Annotated in this window: 2 protein-coding genes; both read right to left on the bottom strand. The window is 60.8% G+C overall.

Annotation, left to right across the window (positions count from 1 at the left end):
• Positions 1–101 precede the first annotated feature (101 nt).
• Complete coding sequence (locus ABDK11_RS16385) at positions 102–569, bottom strand: hypothetical protein (protein WP_346837592.1); 468 nt, start codon at positions 567–569, stop codon at positions 102–104.
• Complete coding sequence (locus ABDK11_RS16390; protein ID WP_346837593.1) at positions 566–20209, bottom strand: DUF6531 domain-containing protein; 19644 nt, start codon at positions 20207–20209, stop codon at positions 566–568. Before ABDK11_RS16390 ends, ABDK11_RS16385 begins: the two co-directional genes overlap by 4 nt.
• Positions 20210–20275 lie beyond the last annotated feature (66 nt).

Genomic DNA, 20275 nt, shown 5'->3' on the forward strand with positions numbered 1-20275 from the left:
ATAAACACTAAGTTACCGATGGTAAGCTACCGCCAGCCCTCGAACGCCCAGCCAAAGTCATAGGGGCTCCAGACCAACCATACAGCTTATGGATATCCTTTTTAATAACCCAGGCTTGACAAAACCTGACCTACCTTCTGTTTTTTTTCACTTTCGCTCAGGGACTGCCACACCATGTGAGTAACAGGAGGCACCTCAATATCTATAAACTCTGGCGGCTCTACAACCTCCCAATAATCTACAGATTGCAATCCGCAAGAAGGACACGCAGGAAAGGCGCCTATTTGAAAAACGCTTCCTTCACTGTCGGAGTCACAAGCAATAGATCCGTAGCTTTTGCGCAAAACTCCTGCAAGCACATTAGCAGACTTCCCAGACATTCGAGAATCGGACTTAATAAGTCTATCAACCTCATCATAGGTCTTGTCGCCCATCGCATCTAAATATGCAACACTGTTGATTGATTTACCACGAAGCAAAAACTCGCCATACGACCCTGATCTAATTTGAGGCACATTAAATTCAAAACCGCAACTTCCACATCTACACTTTACGATCTGTAACTTCATTTTTTCACCGGTGAAACATTAATTGGCTTCAAGATCTCATTGAAATTATCCAGCACAGCGTTATTTATGCCATTAGTCGCGCGCTCAGAATTAAATCGAATGACATTAAATCCTTGTTCCTGTGCTTTTAAACCGATCTCTTGTGTCGCTGACGAAATAGGACCACCTTTGTAATCCCATGCTTTTGCCACATTAGGGTCAGTTAAATCGAGCACATTCATTGCGTCTTTATTTAAATCAAAACGAATACTATATTTTGCGTCTACTCCGTGATGCGCCAACTCGGCCACTGTAGTTGTAGGTTGCTCCCCCACATAAAAGGCCGGACCAAAGCGACTCTCCGGATTCAAGTACTTGGGATCAATTCCATCAAGAACACCTTGAATTTTTCTTGCCTCGTCAGAAGTGTGCCAAACAAAATCAACACTTTGGTTTGCAACATCATCACCAAGCCTCGTAACATCATTCGCAAGCAACGCAGCCTCATCAGCCAGCGACGCCGACCTTCGCGCAATCATTCCGGCCGTCAGCTTGACACCACCCTTAACAACGCCATAACCTCCAGCCACCACGCCACCGACATCCATGGTGGTTTTGCCCACCTTGGTACCGGAGAAGTAGATCTGGGAATTCTGCTCCGCGGTGAACATGGTCGTCAAGTTGTCTCCGTACTCCTTTGCCCCGGAGACCAGGGAATCCCAACCTGCAGAAATTTTTTCTCCTGGTGCGGAAATGAACCCGCTTACACCATCGGAAATACTGGTTTTCAGCTGCTCTACCTGCTGGTGATTTTCCCGCATCATATCGTAGGGAGAGAAGCCCATGATTTCGTCTGTACCCAGCTTCTTGGCAAAACCCTCTATTGTCTGGAGGCCGGTCTCACCACCCAGGGTGTCGTAGGTTTTCTCCAGTACGGCCATCTTGGTCAACTGGAGAGCACCCAGGACGCCCTCGCCCACTGACTGCGCTGCGCCCATGGTGACACCGCTCGAACCGCTGAAGAATCCCTTCAACGAGCTCTCGGCAGGAGAATCGAACAGATAGTTGGCGGCGCCGAAAGCATTGTCCCGGAACTCGTCAAAGCCAAGGGCGCCGCCGACGCCACCGGCAAGGATCAGCGTATTCGCTGCTACCACGTCGTGATAGTCCTTAGCAACTCCGGCCACATCATCCCAGGTAGCCTTGAGGCTACCCCATATGCCTTCTTCCTGCTTGGGAGCCGCTGCCGTCGGCTGCAGCGGAAATTCAAAACTATCCTGGGGGGTCGACAGCAGCTCCTTCTGGACATGCTCGAGACTGTTCCAGCTACGCCCAAATTCCCTGTCATTGTTGTTGAAACTGATTCCCAGCTTCTCTAGGTGCTGGACCACATCGCCCTTGAACAGGTAGTCGTTGCCATCCGCACTTCCATTCGTGGCAAACTGGCCGAGTAAACGCTCTCCACCACTCCTGTTTACGCGCAGATCAAAATTCAACCCAGCATTGGCAAAGTTCTTCGACATTGCCAATGCTGCGTCGGTATTTATAGTGCCATCCGGATTCACCAGCGCCCCTTCAGCACCACTGGCGATCTTGTTCAGCTCGGTTACCGCTACGTCGCCGCCATAGGTATTGCTCGCGGCGGCTGAGATGCTCTCGTCACCGGTGGGCAGTACCACCTCGGTACCGATCTGGATGCCACGGGTATTGTTACCCTGCAGTTCCGGGTTGATGGAAAGCATCCGCTCGGCATACAGCTGTATCTCCCGCTCACTGGCCTCCGGCCCGAGGATGTCGCGGGCGATGGAGCTGGGATTGTCGCCGGACTGGAAGGTGTAGATCTGTGGACCGCTGCTTTCTTCCAGCAGAGCCGGACCGCTCTTCAGGGCCAGTGGATCGCCGGGGTCAAGACTGAGATTGTCGGCAAACGGGTGGTTGAGCAGATTGTCATTGAAGCCGTTATTGAAGGTGCCATTGAGTCCGCTATTGATACCCGCATAGGCTGGCTCAGGACCGCTAAAGAAGTCTCCGATCGCGGCCCCCGCCCGCTTGGCTTTGGCGATGAGGCCCTCTTGACTTCCGGGGGAGGTGAGGTCAGCCGCGATAGCCTGGCCAATTTCATTACCGATGGCATTGTTTATGTAGTCCTGACCTGTGCGCTTGTCGACCAGACTCATGGCCCCGCCAATCAGCAGCTGGTCCTGAATTCCACCATCCAAGATCTCAAACTGGTTTTTACCGTCCCCCACAGCTGCGCCAACGGTTTGGCCGACTGCATTGACCCAGTCCGCGGTGGTCAACTCGCCTTCACGGATATACGTTTCCGCGGCATTAAGCCAAGGCGTGACCATCTGCACAGTACTCGCATCGAGGAATCCTTCCATATCGATACCGGCAGATTTGTTCTGGGTTGGCCCCAGCGCGGCCGCCGCCACGCTGGACCAGCTAGTGATTTTGCCTGCGCTAATCAACTGCTTGGAGGCAGCGCCGGCAGCCTTCAGGGCCGCGGCGGCGGTCTTGGCGTACTTAACCGACTTCGCGGCGATTTGGCCGGCTTTAACGGCCGCCCCAACACCCTGGGCGGCGCCGCTAAACGCTCCAGCCACCGCTCCTGCAGCCACTTCCTTCCAACTGAAACTCTCCTGATAGCCAAGAGCAATAAACAGCCCCTGCTGCACGATCGAGGCCGCAGCGCCAACCACGGCACCAGCCACTGCCCAGGCGGCAAGCGTCGCCGCCGTGCCACTCAGTCCAAGGAAGGTTCCCCCCACTGCGGGAAGCAACGCGCTGGCAAGACCGGCCGTAGCAATCGTCGCCACCACCGCAATCACCACCACGATGATGATCATCAGGATATTGCCGCAACCGCTATCCGAGTCCGGCGTCTTCAGGTTCGGCAGCGCCGAGCCGATGATGTCGCCCTCGTTGTACAGCTTGTGGGTGTTCGCATCGATGCGGCCGGTTTCAACGCTGTTGGGGACGGTAATCTTGACCCCGCCCTTCAGCGGCTGGCTCGGGTCGAGGCCGTTGGCATCGGCGAGCACGAACCACAGGCTGGGGTTGCCGTAGACGCGCGCGGCAATCGACTGCAGGGAGTCGCCCTCGACGGCGGTGACGCTGGTAACGGCGCTGGACGGGTAGTCCTCGCCGATGTTCGGGATCAGGTTGTAGTCGCCGGTGTCCAGCTGCTCTTCAGTCGCGTCGCCGTTATGCCAAGTTTTCTTCTCGCCCACGGCCTGGCCGTTGGCGTACTGGAACTCGGTGTCGCTGATGTCGCTGTCGGTGCCCTCGTCGTGCTTGCGATAAAGGATCTGGCCGTCGTTGTTGTAGACGAAGGTGAGGTATTCCCTTCGGTCCTCGTTGTCGCCCTTACCCTTGTCCAGCTTGGTGAGCTGGTGGTTGGCGTTGTAGGTGTAGGTGCTGGTGCCGTTGGCGTCGCCCTTGCCGACAATCTTCTGCTCACGCCCGTCGGCGTGATAGTAGTAGGTGTAGGTGTAGGTGGCGTCGTCGCTCTTCAGCTTCATCTTGAGCAGGCGGCCGCCGTCGTCGTAGGTGCTCTCGGTCACCTGGTCGTCGCTGTCGCTCCAGGTGGAGATACCATTGGCGCTGTAGGTGGTGTAGTTGTAACTCTCCTTGCTGCCGCCCTTCCAGGTTTCAAAGCGATCGACGTTGCCGTCGGCATCGTAGTGCCAGGTGCTCTTCCAACTGGCGCCGTCTTCCGTCCATGTGGCCAGGGTGACCCGGCCGCTGAGGTCGTAGGAGTAAAAGACATCGGTGCCTTTGTCCGTCCATTTTGCGCGCTGGCCGAGGCCGTCGTAGGTGAACTGACTGATGATGTTGCCGGCTTCGCCATTGCGCATCTCGGTAATGCGGTTGGCACCGTCGTAGTCGTACCAGTGGTTGACCGCTTCGCCGCTGTAGCCGACATCGGTATACACGCGTTTCTGGTTGCCGGCAGCATCCCACAGATAGTTGAGGTTCTGGCCGGTAACGCCATCGTGCCAGCGAGACAGTTGCCCGGCTTCGTCGTAGTCATAGGTGATGTTGCGGTCGTGGCCGCCGGTACCGGAGATCACTTCGTGCATCCGGTTGCCCATGACATCGTATTCGTAGCTGGTGGAGACACCGGTGATCTCGTCGGTCACCGAGGTCAGGTGGCCGGCGGCATCGTAGCTACGGATGATCCCCTGGGTGCTGGTGCCGGTGCCGCTGCTGGTGGGGTAGAGGTAGTCGAGTTCACGCAGGGTCTGGCTGAACTTCCAGGCGTAGAAGGTATCTTCGTGGGCCAGGTTGTAGTTCCACAGCGCGGTGTTGCCGTAGCTGGTGCTGACGGGGTGGTATTCCCGCACCTGGTTGCCGAAGTCGTCGTACTCGTAGACGGTCTTCTGGTTGCCCTGATCGACGGTGGCGATCTTGCGGCCGAAGGCCCCGTACTCGTGGGTGGTGATTCGGCCGGCAGCATCCTTCTCGGCCACCAGATTACCGTAGCTGTCGTACTGGCGGGTTTCATTGACCCAGCCGTTGACGCCTTCGTAGCGGGTCTCCACCACGCGATTGAGGCTGTCGAAGGTCTGGTAAGTCCAGTCGCCGGCAATGTCGCGAGAGGCGGTGCGGTTGTCGCGGTTATCGTACTGGAACTCGAGCGTCTCGCCACCGGCGTCGGTCTGGGTGAGCAGGCGATCGCGCTGGTCGTAGACGAAGCTGGTGCTGCGCTCGCCCTTCCCGGTGATGGTGTCCACCAGGGTCTGCGAGGTGCGGCGGCCGAAGGCATCGTAGTCGTAGCGGGTGATATCGCCGGCGCCGTTGATCTCCTCGATCAGGCGCCCGCCGAGGTCGTAGCGCTTGCTGGTCTCGTTGTTGAGCTGATCGATCGTGCGCGTCTCACGGCCGAGGCGGTCGTAGAAATGCTGGGTCACGCCACTGCGGTTGTCGTTCTCCCAGGTCATCATGCCCAGGGCATTGAAGCCGCGAGTGGTGCTGTAACCGCGGGCGTCGGTGATGGATACCTGGTGATCCTGCACGTCGTACGCATAGTCGGTTTTTGCGCGCACCGGGCCGCTCTCGCCGTAGACGTCGGCGGCAACGCTGTATTCGGTCGTCATGCGGTTGCGGCCGTCGAACTCGGCGTAGCTGTCGTGCACTTCGGTGGCGCTGGCCAGGTCTTCGCCTTCGGTGCCGCTGGTGTAAGTGGCGACGTGGTTGCCGTTGGCGTCCACGCCGTAGTGGCGCCAGACGCCGCTGCCCTGGTTGGTGGCGACTAGTTGGTTGAGGGCGTTGTAGTGGCTCTCGGTGTAGTAGCCGGCGGTGACACCGTCAGTGGTACGGCTTCCGGCCGACGGGCCGCTGTCGCTCACCACCGCATTGACGAAGTTGCGCGCATCGCTGCCCGGGCCGGAGTAAAGGCCGGTGCTGAAGCCGATCTGGCCATCGGCGGCGACATTGAGGCTGCCACCGGTTTCGCTGCCAAGCACGGTGAGGCTGCTGCCCTGGTAGTTCTTGCTACCACCACCGGTGACCTGGGCGCTGTCGAGGCGCAGCCACTGCACGATCACTTCGTTGCCGTCGGCGTCGGTATAGCTGAGCTTGACGTCGTAATCGCCCTCCTGCAGCTGCGCCAGGGTGGCGCTGTACTGGCTGCCGTCGTAGCTCATCACCGCGCTATTGGCGAAGTCGAGGCCGGAGCCGGCGGTCCGCCAGGACAGGGTCAGGTCGCCATTGACGTTGGCAGCTTCGGCCGGATCCAGCGTGAGGCTGAAGTCCTGGTCGTAGCCGAGCACGTTGGTGATAGTGCTGCCGGGGTTGTCGGGGTCGTCCACCTCTTCGGTCACTTCGGTGCTGGTGACATCCAGGCTGTGCGGGTTGTCGGTAACCACGGTTTCGCCGTAGAGGGCGTTGTAGCTGTGGCCGCCCGGAGTCAGTTCGGTGGAGACAATCAGCTGGCCGCCGGCACCGGAAGCCGCATCGTCGCGGCTGCTGGCAACGAGCTGGCCGTCGACCAGTACCAGCTGTGACTGCACACCGTCGCCCATGGTCGGCGCCTGCCAGCTCAGGCCCTGGCGGCTGCCCGCCAGCGGATCTGTTGCGCTGACGTCGGCCTGGAACTGGTCGAGTATCAGCCCCTGGGCGCCAAAGCTGGTGGCCTGGGCGTAGGTGCCCTCCAGGGTAATGGTGTAACTGCCGGCGGCCAGCGGGCTGCTGGCACTGCCGAGGTTGAGAGCATAGCTCCAGGTACCATCGCCGTTGTCGACACCTTCCACCGCGACTTCGCCGCTGACCCCATTGGCATCGGTCCAGCTGGCCACCACGGTGGCGAACTGCCCGGCCACCTCGGCCGGGACCCGGGTGTCCAGGTTGATGATGTAATCGGTCTCGCTGCCATTGACCACGCTGGTCTGGCCCAGCTGGGTGCTGACACCGACGTGGGTGTCGCTAGCGACAAAGGTCTTTTCGGTACTCTGGTAGCTGTTGCCGTCGCTGTCCTGCCAGCCGATTAAATAGGACTGCTCATTGAGGTTGCTGACGCCGTCGATGGTGACACTCCAGGTGCCATCACCATTGTCAGTCATCGCCAGCTGGTTGCCGGTAGAACCGGTGGCGCCGTAATTCAAGACCAGGTTCTGCGCGTTGCTGCCGGCATCCACGGTGATGATGGTGGTATCGGCATCGACGCGGGTGACGTCCACGGCGCCGAGCGTCGGCGGCACCTGCAGTTGCTGCTCGGCGGACCAGGCCAGGTTGCCGGCACGGTCGGCGGTGACAATGCGGAAGTAGAGCCCCTCGCCTGCGGAGAAGCTCTCACTGGGGATGTAGATTTCCGGCCGGACTTTGTTGTCCGGGTCGGCATTGGAGAACCAGGTGCCCAGCTTGGCACTCTGGTTTTCGTACGCATCCAGGTTGTCGCCCAGGTCCGCGTGGCTGCTTGAACTCCACACCACCCAGCTCTGCTGCTCGATGCCATCGGGCATATCCCAGCTGAGCTGCAACATGTCGCCGAAGCTGGCTTTGATACCCTGGCTGTCGACCGACTGCGCCACCGAGTCGATTTCCCCGGTGTACATCAGAGTCTGGTTGCCGGCGGCATCGTACTGGATGGTGGAACCGGTGCCGTCCGGGGCGATGTTCTTGATCACGCGGCCGGCGCCGTCGTAGCCGATCTCGGTGACAAAGCCGTCGCCGTCTTTGGCCCAGGTCTGTTCGCCGCGGGCGTTGTAGACGTAGGACTGGGTAATGTCGTCGCTGGCGTCGGTGCCGTCCATCAGGTCGGTTTCCGACGTCTGGCGGTTGGCGTTGTCGAACGCGAACGCGGTGGCCTGGTCATCGGCGCTGGTGGCGACCAGGCTGGCGAAGTCGCTGTCGCCGGTGAGGCCGGCAATGGCCCCGGCATCCACGGTATTGAAGTAGCGCTTGCGCTGGGTCAGGTTGCCGTTTTCATCGTAGATGAAGGTGTGCAGCACGCGGTCGCTGTTGATCAGCGCAACGCGGCGCCCGGCAGCGTCGTAGTAGCTGTATTCGGTGGCGGCCTGGCTGGTGCCGGCGGCGACGGTGCGGCTGGTTTCGTTGCCGTTGCCGTCGTAGGTGTAGAGGGTGAGCACCCGTTCCTGCACCGGGTCGCCGCCGCTGTTGTCGACCACGTCGACCAGCGGTGAGCGCTCTTCGGTCACGCGGTTGGCGGCGTCGTAGACCTTGCTGACGGTATAGACGTCACCGGCCGGCGGGTTGGGCCGGGTGGCGGAGCTGATGCTGGCGGTGTCGAGCGGCTGGGTGTAGACGCGCTGCTCCAGTACGTTGTCCTGGGCGTCGTATTCCCATTCCACCAGGTAACCGGCCGGATCCACCTGGGCTTCGAGGCGCCCTTTGTGGTCGTACCAGGCGTAGGTGGTGTTGCCGTTCTTGTCGGTGATTTCGATGGCATTGCCGAAGGCGTCGTAGACGGTGGTTTCCTCCGGGCGCACCTGTGCCGTGCTGGCCACCGGCTGGCCGCTGCTGGCATCCACCGAGGTGAGTTCGACCTGCGGGTAGACGGTGCGCGTGAGGCGACCCATCCGGTCGTATTCCATGTCGGTGGTGCGCGCCTCGCCGTTGGGTGCGGGACGCACCAGCGGGTCGTGATCGGCGGACGACAGGCGGGACATGTACTGGGTGGCGCTGGCCTTCTCACCGAAGGTGTTGTAGCTCCATTCGGTCAGTACATTGTCCGCGCTCAGTTCGGCCACCTGGCGGCCGTTGGCATCGAAGTAGCGGGTGGTGGAGTAGCCGGCGGCGTCGGTGGTCTGCACCTCGTTGCCGAAGGCGTCGTAGGCGTGGGTGATCTCCAGGCGCTGGTAGACCGGGCTCTGTTCCGGGTCGGCCATGCCGATGGTGTACACCTGCACGTTGGCACCCAGTTCGCGGGTGACGCGGTTGTTGCCGTCGTACTCGTACTCGGTCACCACGCCGCGCGGGTCTTGCAGGGTTTTGACGTTGCCGACCTTGTCGTAGGTGTAGTGGGTGGACTCGCCCAGGTCGTTGGTTTCGGAAGTGGCGCGGTTGTTGAAGTCGTACTGGTAATGCAGGCTGTTGCCGTTGGCATCGGTCTGGGTGACGACGTTGCCGAGCTTGTCGTAAGCAGTGGTCTGCACCAGGTTCAGGCCGTTGGGGTCGAAGATCTGCTGCACCTGGCGGTTGTTCAGGTCGTAGACGTAGACGGTCTCGCGCACCGCGTTGGGGTCGGTGGCGGAGACGATCTGCTCCCCGGTCTTGTTGTTGGCGCCGTCCCATGCGAACAGGGTCTCGGTGCCGTCCACGTCGGTGAAGTGCACCAGGCGGTTGTCGAGGTCGTACTGGTAGCTGCGGGTGCGCGGGTCGCTGGTGTTGGCGTAGAGCACTTCCTGCAGCAGGTTGCCGGCGCCGTCGTAGCTCTTCTCGGTGACGCTGCCATCCGCTTCAGTGACGGTGAGCGCGTGATTGGCGCGGTCGTAGTCGGTGTGGGTGATGCGGTCGGCGGTGCTCGGGGTGCCTGCCGGTGCGGTGAAGTCGTCCACGGCGCCGGTGTAGCGGTCGGCATACAGGTAGGCTTCGGTCTGGTTGCCGGCGCTGTCGTAGGCAAAGGTGTTGAGGTTGCCGAGCGGGTCGAGAATCGCGGTCAGGCGGTTGGCGCCATCAAAATAGTAGCGCGCGACGCGGCCGAGGGCGTCGATGGTCTTGGTGCGGTTGCCCATCGCATCGTACTGGTAGTCGGTACGGTGCTGTTCGCCGTCGATGTCCGCGGTCTTGCGGTTATTGAGGTCGTACTCCATGTGCACGGCGCGCTCGTCGGCGGTGCCGGCGGCACTGATGACGCCGGTCTGGTTGCCCATGGCGTCGTACTCGTACTCGGTGCGGGTGCCGTAATCGTCGACCATCGCGGTCATGCGCCCGTTGCCGTCGTACTCGTAGTCGGTTGCCGTCCAGGTTTCGACACCGCTGCCATCGACACTCTGCAGCAGGTGCTCGGCGGTCTTGTTGCCGGCCTGGTCGTAGTCATAGACGCTGACGCCGCCCGCCGGCGTTTCCACGCGGGTCTGGCGATTGGCTTTGTCGTAGCTGTACAGCGTGGTGCGCGGCGGAGTGTCATGCAGGCCGTTGGCGGCCTCGGTCATGCTGGTGCGGTTGCCCACGGCGTTGTAGGCGTAGCGGGTGATATTGCCCTCGCCGTCGGTCATGCTGAGCATGCGATCGGCGGCGTCGTAACTGAAGCTGCTGGACTGCACGTGTGCGCGCGCGGCCTTGTCGGCATCGTAGTCGGGCGCGGTGGCGTCCACCAGGTACTGGCCGACGGTGACCTGGGTCTGGTTGCCGAAGGCATCGTACTCGATGCTGGTAGTATAGCCCTCGCCATCGGTGACCGCGGTCTGGCGATCCAGCAGGTCGTAGGCGTAGGTGCTGGTGCGCGCGTCGCTGCCGTCGGCAAAGCTCTGCGTGGTGCTGAGGATATTACCGCGCTGGTCATAGCTGTTGACGGTCAGGGTTCCGCCGGCGGATAGGCTGGTGAGCATCCGGCCGAGCTGGTCGAAGGTGTTGACCTGCTCGCCGCCGTTGGCGTCGAGGATTCTGGTCTGGTTGCCCAGTACGTCGTACTCGTACTGGGTAATGCCACCCATCGGGTCCTGCACCCGGGTGATACGGCCTTCGAGGTCGTAGTCGTAGTAGGTGTGGCGCTCTACACCGGGCACGCCCACCGCCTGGATGGTTTCCAGCTTGTTGCCGGTGCCGTCGTAGACATACTCCACGCGCATCTGTTCGCCGTCGACCAGCGCCACCTGGCGGTTGTCGAGGTCGTACTCGTAATGGGTGGACTGCTCTTCCGGCAGGCCGGGTGCTACGGTGACGGCGGTGCGGTTGCCGGCGCCGTCGTAGGTAAACTCGGTGCGCTCCAGTTCGCCGTTGATCCGGGCGGTCTGACGGTTGTTCTTGTCGTATTCGAAGGATTCGGTGCGCGCTTCGGCACTACCGACTGCCACGGTCTGGCTACTGAGGTTGCCGTTGCCATCGTAAGCAAAGGTGCTGATCACCGCGAGCGGATCCTTGCTCTGGATCAGGCGATTGTTTCCATCGTAATCGTTGAAGGTGACACGCACGTCGGCAGTGCCGTAGGCAGCGTGCTCCTCCTTCACGTTGCCGCTTTCATCCAGGACATAGTGGGTGACTACACCTTCCGCGTCCTGGATATCGGTAACGCGATTGGCCGTATCGTAGCTGTACAGAGTACTGCGCTCATCGGGCGTGCCCTGCGCCTCGATCACCGCGGTGCGGTTACCGCGCTCGTCGTATTCGTAGGCGGTCACCACGTCCAGCGCGCTGGTTTCGCTCACCAGCTGGTTGATCGCGTCGTAGTCGTAACGGGTGGTGCGGCCGGTATCGCCGGCCTGCGCCTGCGGCACACCATTGATCACACTGGCGCGCTCGTTGTACAGGGTCACGCTCTTCATGTTGCCGACGTCGTCGTACACCGTTTCGGTCAGATAACCTTCCGGTGACAGCTGCGCCGTCTGGCGATCGGCCATGTCATAGAAGAAACGGGTTTCGGCGGCATCGGTACCGGCTTGGTCGCGGTACTGAACCACGCTGGTGCGATTGCCCACGTCGTCATAGGCGTACTCGGTGCGGAAGCCCTCGCCGCTGGTGCGCACGGTCAGGCGGTCGGCCATGTCGTACTCGAAGGTTACGGTCTGGTCGTCCGCGCTCGGCGCGGCCACCGGCTGCGCAGACGGATCCACGCTGGTGAGTGCGGTCATGTAGCGGGTTTCGCTGACCATATTGCCGACACCGTCGAACTCGTGTGCCACCAGGAATCCTTCCGCATCGACACTGGCCACCTGGCGGTTGGCACGATCGAAGTAGTTGGTGGTGACATTGCCACGCCCATCGATCATTTCCACCTGATTGTCGGCGGCGTCGTAGTGGTACTCGACGCTGCTCAACTCCGGGTCGGTTACCTGGGTGACACGGTTATTCTTGTCAAAGGTGTACGTGGTGGTGTTCTGGCGTGCGTCGGTGACGGCGGTACGGTTGCCATTGGCGTCGTAGTCGTAAGACACCGTCTGGTTCAGCGCGTTGGTCTCGCTGCGCAGCTGGTTGTTGTCGTCGTAGGTGTAGGTGGTGGTCGCCGCGTCGGCGGTATTGGCCGCGACCGTCATGCTGGTGCGGTTGTCCACCTCGTCGTAGGCATAGGTGGTCTCCACCAGGTCGGCGGCGGTCTCCCGGGTCAGCCGGTTGAGTGCGTCGTACTCCCAGGTGGTCTCGCGCAGCAGCGCGTCAGTTTCGGAGATACGGTTGCCCACGGCGTCGTAGCCGTAGCGAGTGACTTCATTTTCCGCATTGGTGACGGTGACCAGACGGTTGATCTGGTCGTACTCGTAGCTGGTGCCGTGGCCGTTGCCGTCCACTATGCCCACCCGGTTGCCCACCTCATCGTAGGCATAGGTTGTCGTCTCGCCTTCGGCGTTGGTGCTGGTCAACAGGCGGTTGGCCGCGTCGTAGGTGTTGCTGGTGGTGTTGCCATTGCCATCGGTGACTGTCACCTGGTTGCCAACACCGTCATAGGTGTACTCGCTGCGGTCGCCCTCACCGTTAACCTGCGCGGTCATGCGATTGGCGCGGTCGAACTCGAAAACAACCAACTGGTCGTCGGCGCCGGCCACCGGTGCCGGCGGTACGGACGGGTCCGCGCCGACGACCGGTGCCATAAACAGGGTCTGCCCGACCCGGTTGCCGGCCGCGTCGTAAGACCAGGTTGTCACATACCCGAGGGCATCTACCTCGGCGGTCTGCTGGTTGGTCTTGTCGAAGTAGCTCACCACGGTATTGCCGCGCGCATCGGTCATGGACACGCGGTTGCCGTTGGCATCGTAGTCGTAGCTGGTGGTCCGCTGCAGTGCGTCAGTACTGCTTAATAGACGGTTGTTCAGGTCGTAGCTGTAGGCGGTGGTCTGGGCCAGCGCGGTGTTGGCCGCGACGATCATGCCGGTGCGGTTGCCCACCTTGTCGTAGGTATAGGTGGTCTCCACCAGGTCCGCGTTGATCTCTTTAGTCACCCGGTTGTCGAGGTCGTATTCCCAGCGGGTCTCGTTCTGGCGCGCGTCGATCAGGGAGATGCGGTTACCCACCGCATCGTAGTCGTAACGGGTGGTCTCGTTCTCGGCGTTGGTCTCCGCCACCAGCTGGTTGAGCAGGTCGTACTCGTACGTGGTGGTGTGGTTGTTGGCGTCCACCATGGTCAGGCGGTTGCCCACGTCATCGTAGGTATAGGCGGTGGTCTCGCCCTCCGCGTTGCTGGTGGTGAGCAGGCGGTCGACCATGTCGTAGGTGTTGACGGTGGTATTGCCGTTACCGTCGGTGACGGTCAACTGGTTGCCCACTTCGTCGTAGGTGTAGCTGGTGCGGTTGCCTTCGCCGTCGGTGCGCGCGGTCAGGCGGTCTACCATGTCGTATTCGAAGTTGACGGTCTGGTCCTGTGCCGGGTCCACCACCGGTGTGGGTACCACGGACGGATCGACACCGGAGACCGGCGCGGCGTACAGGGTCTGGCTGGTGACATTGCCGACGCCGTCGAAGCTGCGTTCGGTCAGGTAGCCTTCCGCATCCACGGTGGCCACGCCGCGGTTGGCGCGGTCGAAGTAGTTGGTGGTGACGTTGCCGCGGGCATCGATCACTTCTACGCGGTTGTCGGCGGCATCGTAACGATATTCGCGGACACCGCCTTCCGGGTCCTGGACCTGGGTGGCGCGGTTGTTCTTGTCGAAGGTGGTGAGGCTCACCCGTACTTCAGCGGTGCCATAGGCGCGGTGCTGTTCGGTCACATTGCCGTTGGCATCGAGCACATAGTGGGTCACTACGCCCTCGGCATCGGTCATGTCGGTGACACGGTTGTTACCGTCGTAGGCGTAACTTGTAGTAGCCGCCTGCGCGGTGTTGGCTGCGGCAGTGGCACTGGTGCGGTTGCCCACCTCATCATAGGCATAGGTGGTTTCCACCAGGTCCGCGTCAATCTCTTTGGTCACCCGGTTGTCGAGGTCGTATTCCCAGCGGGTCTCGTTCTGGCGCGCGTCGATCAGGGAGATGCGGTTACCCACCGCATCGTAGTCGTAACGGGTGGTCTCGTTCTCGGCGTTGGTCTCCGCCACCAGCTGGTTGAGCAGGTCGTACTCGTACGTGGTGGTGTGGTTGTTGGCGTCCACCATGGTCAGGCGGTTGCCCACGTCATCGTAGGTATAGGCGGTGGTCTCGCCCTCCGCGTTGCTGGTGGTGAGCAGGCGGTCGACCATGTCGTAGGTGTTGACGGTGGTATTGCCGTTACCGTCGGTGACGGTCAACTGGTTGCCCACTTCGTCGTAGGTGTAGCTGGTGCGGTTGCCTTCGCCGTCGGTGCGCGCGGTCAGGCGGTCTACCATGTCGTATTCGAAGGTGACGGTCTGGTCCTGTGCCGGGTCCACCACCGGTGTGGGTACCACGGACGGATCGACACCGGAGACCGGCGCGGCGTACAGGGTCTGGCTGGTGACATTGCCGACGCCGTCGAAGCTGCGTTCGGTCAGGTAGCCTTCCGCATCCACGGTGGCCACGCCGCGGTTGGCGCGGTCGAAGTAGTTGGTGGTGACGTTGCCGCGGGCATCGATCACTTCTACGCGGTTGTCGGCGGCATCGTAACGATATTCGCGGACACCGCCTTCCGGGTCCTGGACCTGGGTGGCGCGGTTGTTCTTGTCGAAGGTGGTGAGGCTCACCCGTACTTCAGCGGTGCCATAGGCGCGGTGCTGTTCGGTCACATTGCCGTTGGCATCGAGCACATAGTGGGTCACTACGCCCTCGGCATCGGTCATGTCGGTGACACGGTTGTTGCCGTCGTAGGCGTAACTGGTGGTGGCCGCCTGGGCGGTGTTGGCCGCGGCAGTGACACTGGTGCGGTTACCAGCCTCGTCATAGGCGTAAGTAGTCTCCACCAGGTCCGCATTGACCTGCTTGACCATACGGTTATTGAGGTCGTATTCCCAGTGGGTCTCGCGCTGCAGCGCGTCGGTCATGCCGATACGGTTGCCCACCGCATCGTAGTCGTAGCGGGTGGTCTCGTTCTCCGCATTGGTCTCGGTCACCATGCGGTTGAGTTCGTCGTAGGTGTAAGTGGTGATATGGCCGTTGCCATCCACCATGCTCGCGCGGTTACCCACAAGGTCATAGGTGTAGACCGTGGTTTCGTCTTCGGCGTTGGTGACGGTCGCGAGGCGGTTGACCATGTCATAGGTGTTGACGGTGGTGTTGCCGTTGCCATCGGTGATGGTCAGCTGGTTGCCGACGCCGTCGTAGGTATAAGTGGCGGTATTGCCCTCGCCGTCGACCCGTGAGGTCACGCGGTTGACCTGGTCGTAGCCGAAGGTAACGGTCTGGTCGTCCGCAGCGGCGGTCACGGTGGGTTCGGTCTCCGGGGTCACGGCACCGACAGCGGTCATGTGCAGAGTCTGGCTGACCACATTGCCATTGTTGTCGTACACCCGGCTGGTGGCATAGCCCTCGGCATCCACTTCCAGTACCACTTCGTTGTCGGCGTTGAAGTAGCTGGTGATGGCGTTGCCGCGCGGGTCGGTGACCTGGGTGCGGTTGCCGTTGCCGTCGTAGGTGTAGTGGGTAACGCCGCCTTTCGGGTCCTGGATATCGGTGACGCGGTTGTTCGCGTCGTAGGTGTAGACGGTGGTGTTGCCGTTTTCGTCGGTGACCGCGGTGCGGTTGTCGTTGGGGTCGTAGCTGTAAAGTTTTTCCCCACCCAGCGCATTCTGTTCGCGGATCAGGCGGTCGTCTTTGTCGTACTCGTACACGGTGGTGGCCGCCTGGGCGGTGTTGGCAGCCATGGTGACGCTGGTGCGGTTGTCCACCGCGTCGTAGGTGAAGGTGGTTTCCACCCCCTGGGCGTTGGTCTGGGTGGTGACGCGGTTGACGGTGTCGTAGGCCCAGCTGGTAACGCGGCCCAGTGCGTCGGTGGTGGTCAGGCGGTTGCCGCCAGCGTCGTAGGTGTAGCTGGTGGTTTCACCTTCGGCATTGGTGACATTGACCAGGCGATTCAGTGCGTCGAACGCGCTGATGGTCTCGTGGCCGTTACCGTCGATGGTACTGGTGCGGTTATAGACGCGGTCGTAATTATTGGTGGTGGTGTTGCCTTCGGCATCGGTGACCGAGCGCAGGTTGTTTTCCGCATCGTAGGCAAACACGGTGACTTCTTCATCGGCAGTCCCCGCGGCGGTGCGCATTTCAATACGGTTGCCGCGCACATCGTAGGCGTACTGGGTGACACGCCCTTCGGCGTCGGTCATCGCTATCTGGCGGTTGCCGCCGTCGTAATCAAAGCGGGTGATACCGCCGCGGGCGTCGATGATGGCGACGCGGTTGTTGGCGCCATCGTATTCAAACTTGGTTTCAAAGCTTTCGGCGTCGATGACGCTGATGACCCGGTTCAGGGCATCGTAGAATGTCTGGGTGACATTGTTGCGGCCGTCGACCACCTGCAGACGATTGCCGACCGCATCGTAGGTGTAGGAGACCGTGTGGGATTCCGGGTCTACCCGGTTCACCAGCCAGTTGTTCAGGTTGTAGACGAACTGGGTTTCGCGGGCATCGGCGGTGCCGTAGGCCTCGGTGGTCCTGGTGACATTGCCAAAATCGTCGTAGTCGTTGTGGGTGACGGTGCCGATGGCATTGGTGGTATCCGTCTGGCGGTCGAGGGCGTCGTAGGCATAGGTGGTGATGTTGCCGTTCTGGTCCTTGCGCTCGACCAGGTTGCCGTTGCCGTCGTACTTGCTGGTGATGGTGCTGCCGCTGGCATCGGTGGTGGTTACCAGACGGTTCAGGGTGTCGTAATCGAAGGTGGTAACGCGGTCTTCGTGATCGGTGCGGGTCAGCTGGTTGCCGACGCGGTCGTAGGTGTAGTGCTCGGTGTAGAGCGCGCGCAGGGCGGCCTTGTCGGTCGCGCTGAGCAGCGTGGCGTCGGCGGCATAGCCGAGCCCGGTGCGCATCTGCTGATAGCGCGCGTCATTACTTTCCACCAGCGCATTACCCAGGCCGTCGGTCTTGGCCACCAGCTGGTTGAATTCGTCGTAGGTGTAGCGGGTGATCTGGGCCTGGTCGCGGCTGGTCACGGCGCCATTGGCATCCACTTCGACACCGATTTCGATGCGGGTGCGGTTATGGTTGGCGTCGTAACGGTAGGCGGTGTTGATGCCGTTGGCATCGGTCACCATTACCAGCTGGTTGTCCAGGTCGTAGGCGTAGTTGATGGCATGGCCGTTGCCATCGACCATTTTGACTTCGTTACCGTTGGCATCGAAGTGGTGCTCGATGGTGTACTGCACCGGCTGGTTGGTGTCCGGGTCCACCACTTCGGGCATGATCTCCCGCACCATGCGGTTGTTCTTGTCGAACTCGAAACGGGTGGTATACGCCTCCTCATTGCCGAGCTGGATACCGTTGGCATTCACCCGCGCGATGATATTGCCTACCGCATCGCGGCGGAACTTGGTGGTATAGCCTTCGGCATCGGTCTGCTCCTCCAGCTGGTCCTCTTCGTCGTAACGATACTTGAGCACCTGGCGCTGGCTCACCGGCAACTGCAGGCCGGCGACAACGACGATCTGGTTGTTGTTGGCATCGTAGGTGTAGCGGGTGATATGCCCATTGGCATCGGTGCGCTGGGAGACGAGGCCGTCGGCGTTGTACAGGATCTCGGTGGTGTAACCGCGGTGATTGGTGACGGCGATGCGATTGCCTTCGCCGTCGTAGCGGTAGCGGGTTGTGTACTGGGTACTCGCGCCATCCGGGCCCGCGACGGCGGCGGTGATGGCTTCGACCAGTTCACGGCGGGCGTTGTACACATAGTCGGTGGTGCGTCCCTCCGCATCGGTGGCGCTGGTCCGGTCGCCGAGCACGTCATAGCTGAACTGAGTGATGCGGTCCTGGGCCGGGTCGACACTGGACTGATCCATGGTGCGGATCAGGCGGTTATTCTTGTCAAAGAACCGATACACCGTGTTGCCCTTGGCATCGGTCACACTGATGCGGTTACCGACGGCGTCATAGGTGTTGACGGTGGTATGGCCTTCCGGGTCGCTGACCGTGAGCAGGCGGTTGTCTTGGTCGTAGGTGTAAGTGGTCACCCCGCCGTTGCCGTCGGTGAGACGCACCAGGTTGCCGAAGTGGTCGTACTCGGCAAAGGTATGGTTGCCCTCCGCATCGATCGTTTCGATGTTGTTACCCAGCGCATCGTAAAAATACTGGGTGACCTGCTGCTTGGCCGGGTCGAGCGTGTCGCTGGCATCGAGAAAGACGGTGCGCTGGGTACGATTGCCGTAGGCGTCGTATGTATAGCGGGTCAGATCGCCGCCGGGGCTGCGCTCTTCGATCAGGTTCTGGTTGCCGTCGTACTCGTAGAATGTGGTGTAGAGATCCAGCAGGGCCTGGATATCCTCTGCACTCAGGTCCGCGACCAGCGCCGCGTAACCCAGGTCCTGGCGCAGCTGCTGGGACTGCGCATCATCGGAAACCGTCAGCGCCACACCTTCTGCCGAGGTGCGCGAGGCGATTTTATTAAAGCTGGTGTAGGTAAAGCGGGTCTCGGAGCCGTCGTTGTCGGCCAGGGTCAGCAGGTTGCCGTTGCTGTCATACGCAAAGTGCGCGGTATACAGCTCGGTCAGCGCGTCTTTCTCGGCCTGGGTCAGCTCGGACACCAGCTTGCCGTTGCCGGACGCATCCACATAGCCCAGGTCGGCGCGCAACTTGCGGTAGTAGTCACTATCCGACTGGGTCGCCCCCCAGGCATTGCGATCGGTCATCGCAACCAGGTCGCCGTTGTCGTCGTACTCGTAGGTCGCGTGATAACCGTCCTGATCGGCAATATCGGTGATATAGCCGTTGGACAGGTAGGTGTACTCCAGGCTGTGTCCCTGGCGGATATTATCCACCTGGGCCTGATAGCTGGTATCCGTGCTGGCCAGCGCGGCATCATAGGTCGCGTAATAACCATTGGCGACACGCCAGTCTACATACTCCTGGTCGTTGGAGTAGGCGCGCGCGTTACCCAGCGCATCGACGACACTGGTAGAACCGCCGTCGAAGAATTTAGAGGAATAGGTGACGCTGGTGGAATCCACCGTGTTGTCGACCCGGTGCCCCTTGCCCTTGCTGATCTTGTCACCCTGGGTATGCCCCTGCCCCTCGCCATTGGTCTGGAAATGGAAGTCGTAATCAAAGGTGGTCACCCCACCTTCGGCATCGGTGATGGAGGTCACGGCCTGTGAGGTGGCCTTGGTATCGCCACGCCAGTTGACGGTCTCGTAAGTAATCGAGATCTGACGCTGCTCGTAGGTCTCCGCAACGCCGTCACCATCGGCATCCTGCTCATAGGGCAGTTCGATACGATCGATATACCCATCGTTCGTATAGTGGTACTTGGTGGAGTGCCCCATACGGTCGACCACTTCGACCAGGCGACCACTTTCATAGTGATACTCGACCAGCACACCGCCGGTCTCATCCGTTACCTGATAGAGCGCACCGTTCTGGTACAGGTAATTGATCTCGTGACCGGTGTCATCCTTCACTTGCACCAGGCGGTCGGACTCATAGACATAGTCCATCCGCACGCCGTTGGGGTCCTCCCAGGACAACAGCTCGCCCTGCTTGGAGAATGTCAGCTTGGTCTGGTCGGCGCGGGTGAGCTCAAAGGCGGGGTCGGTATTGCCGATCGCGCCCAGGTCGCGGATGGTTTCATAGGCACCGGCGCCATCCACCGAGACATACAGCTGGCGATTGTCGTCCCAGTAGTAGTCAAACAGGCTGCCATCGCCATAGTGCACATCGATGGACTGGCCACCCGCAACCACATTCAGCCGGATACCGGTGGAAAAGGACCAGCGCGCATCTTCGTGACCATGCGCATCACTGGCTGCACCACGCACGTTGTAGGTACGCACCAACTGGAAATCGTCACCCAGACTCGGCAGGTAAGCGTCCTGGTGTTGAATAACCAGATTACCGTTGGAGACGTTAACAAACAGGTTTTCGTCTGCGCCGACCTCATTGTTGTTTGCCTTCTTATTATCGTTCAGCAACGCATATGAAGAATCCAGCAGACCCAGTTCGTTACCGCCAACCAGAGTAATAGGCATTTTCCGTTTCCCCCGAGGAATCCAGTTGGAGCGACACTTGTCGCTCAATTTTTCTTGTCTTAACTG

Origin of the sequence: Microbulbifer sp. SAOS-129_SWC (assembly GCF_039696035.1) — a bacterium.
GTDB lineage: Bacteria > Pseudomonadota > Gammaproteobacteria > Pseudomonadales > Cellvibrionaceae > Microbulbifer.

Coding starts and splice junctions, on each gene's coding strand:
- ABDK11_RS16390 (WP_346837593.1), bottom strand. CDS start 20,209: ATGCCTATTACTCTGGTTGGCGGTAACGAACTGGGTCTGCTGGATTCT.
- ABDK11_RS16385 (WP_346837592.1), bottom strand. CDS start 569: ATGAAGTTACAGATCGTAAAGTGTAGATGTGGAAGTTGCGGTTTTGAA.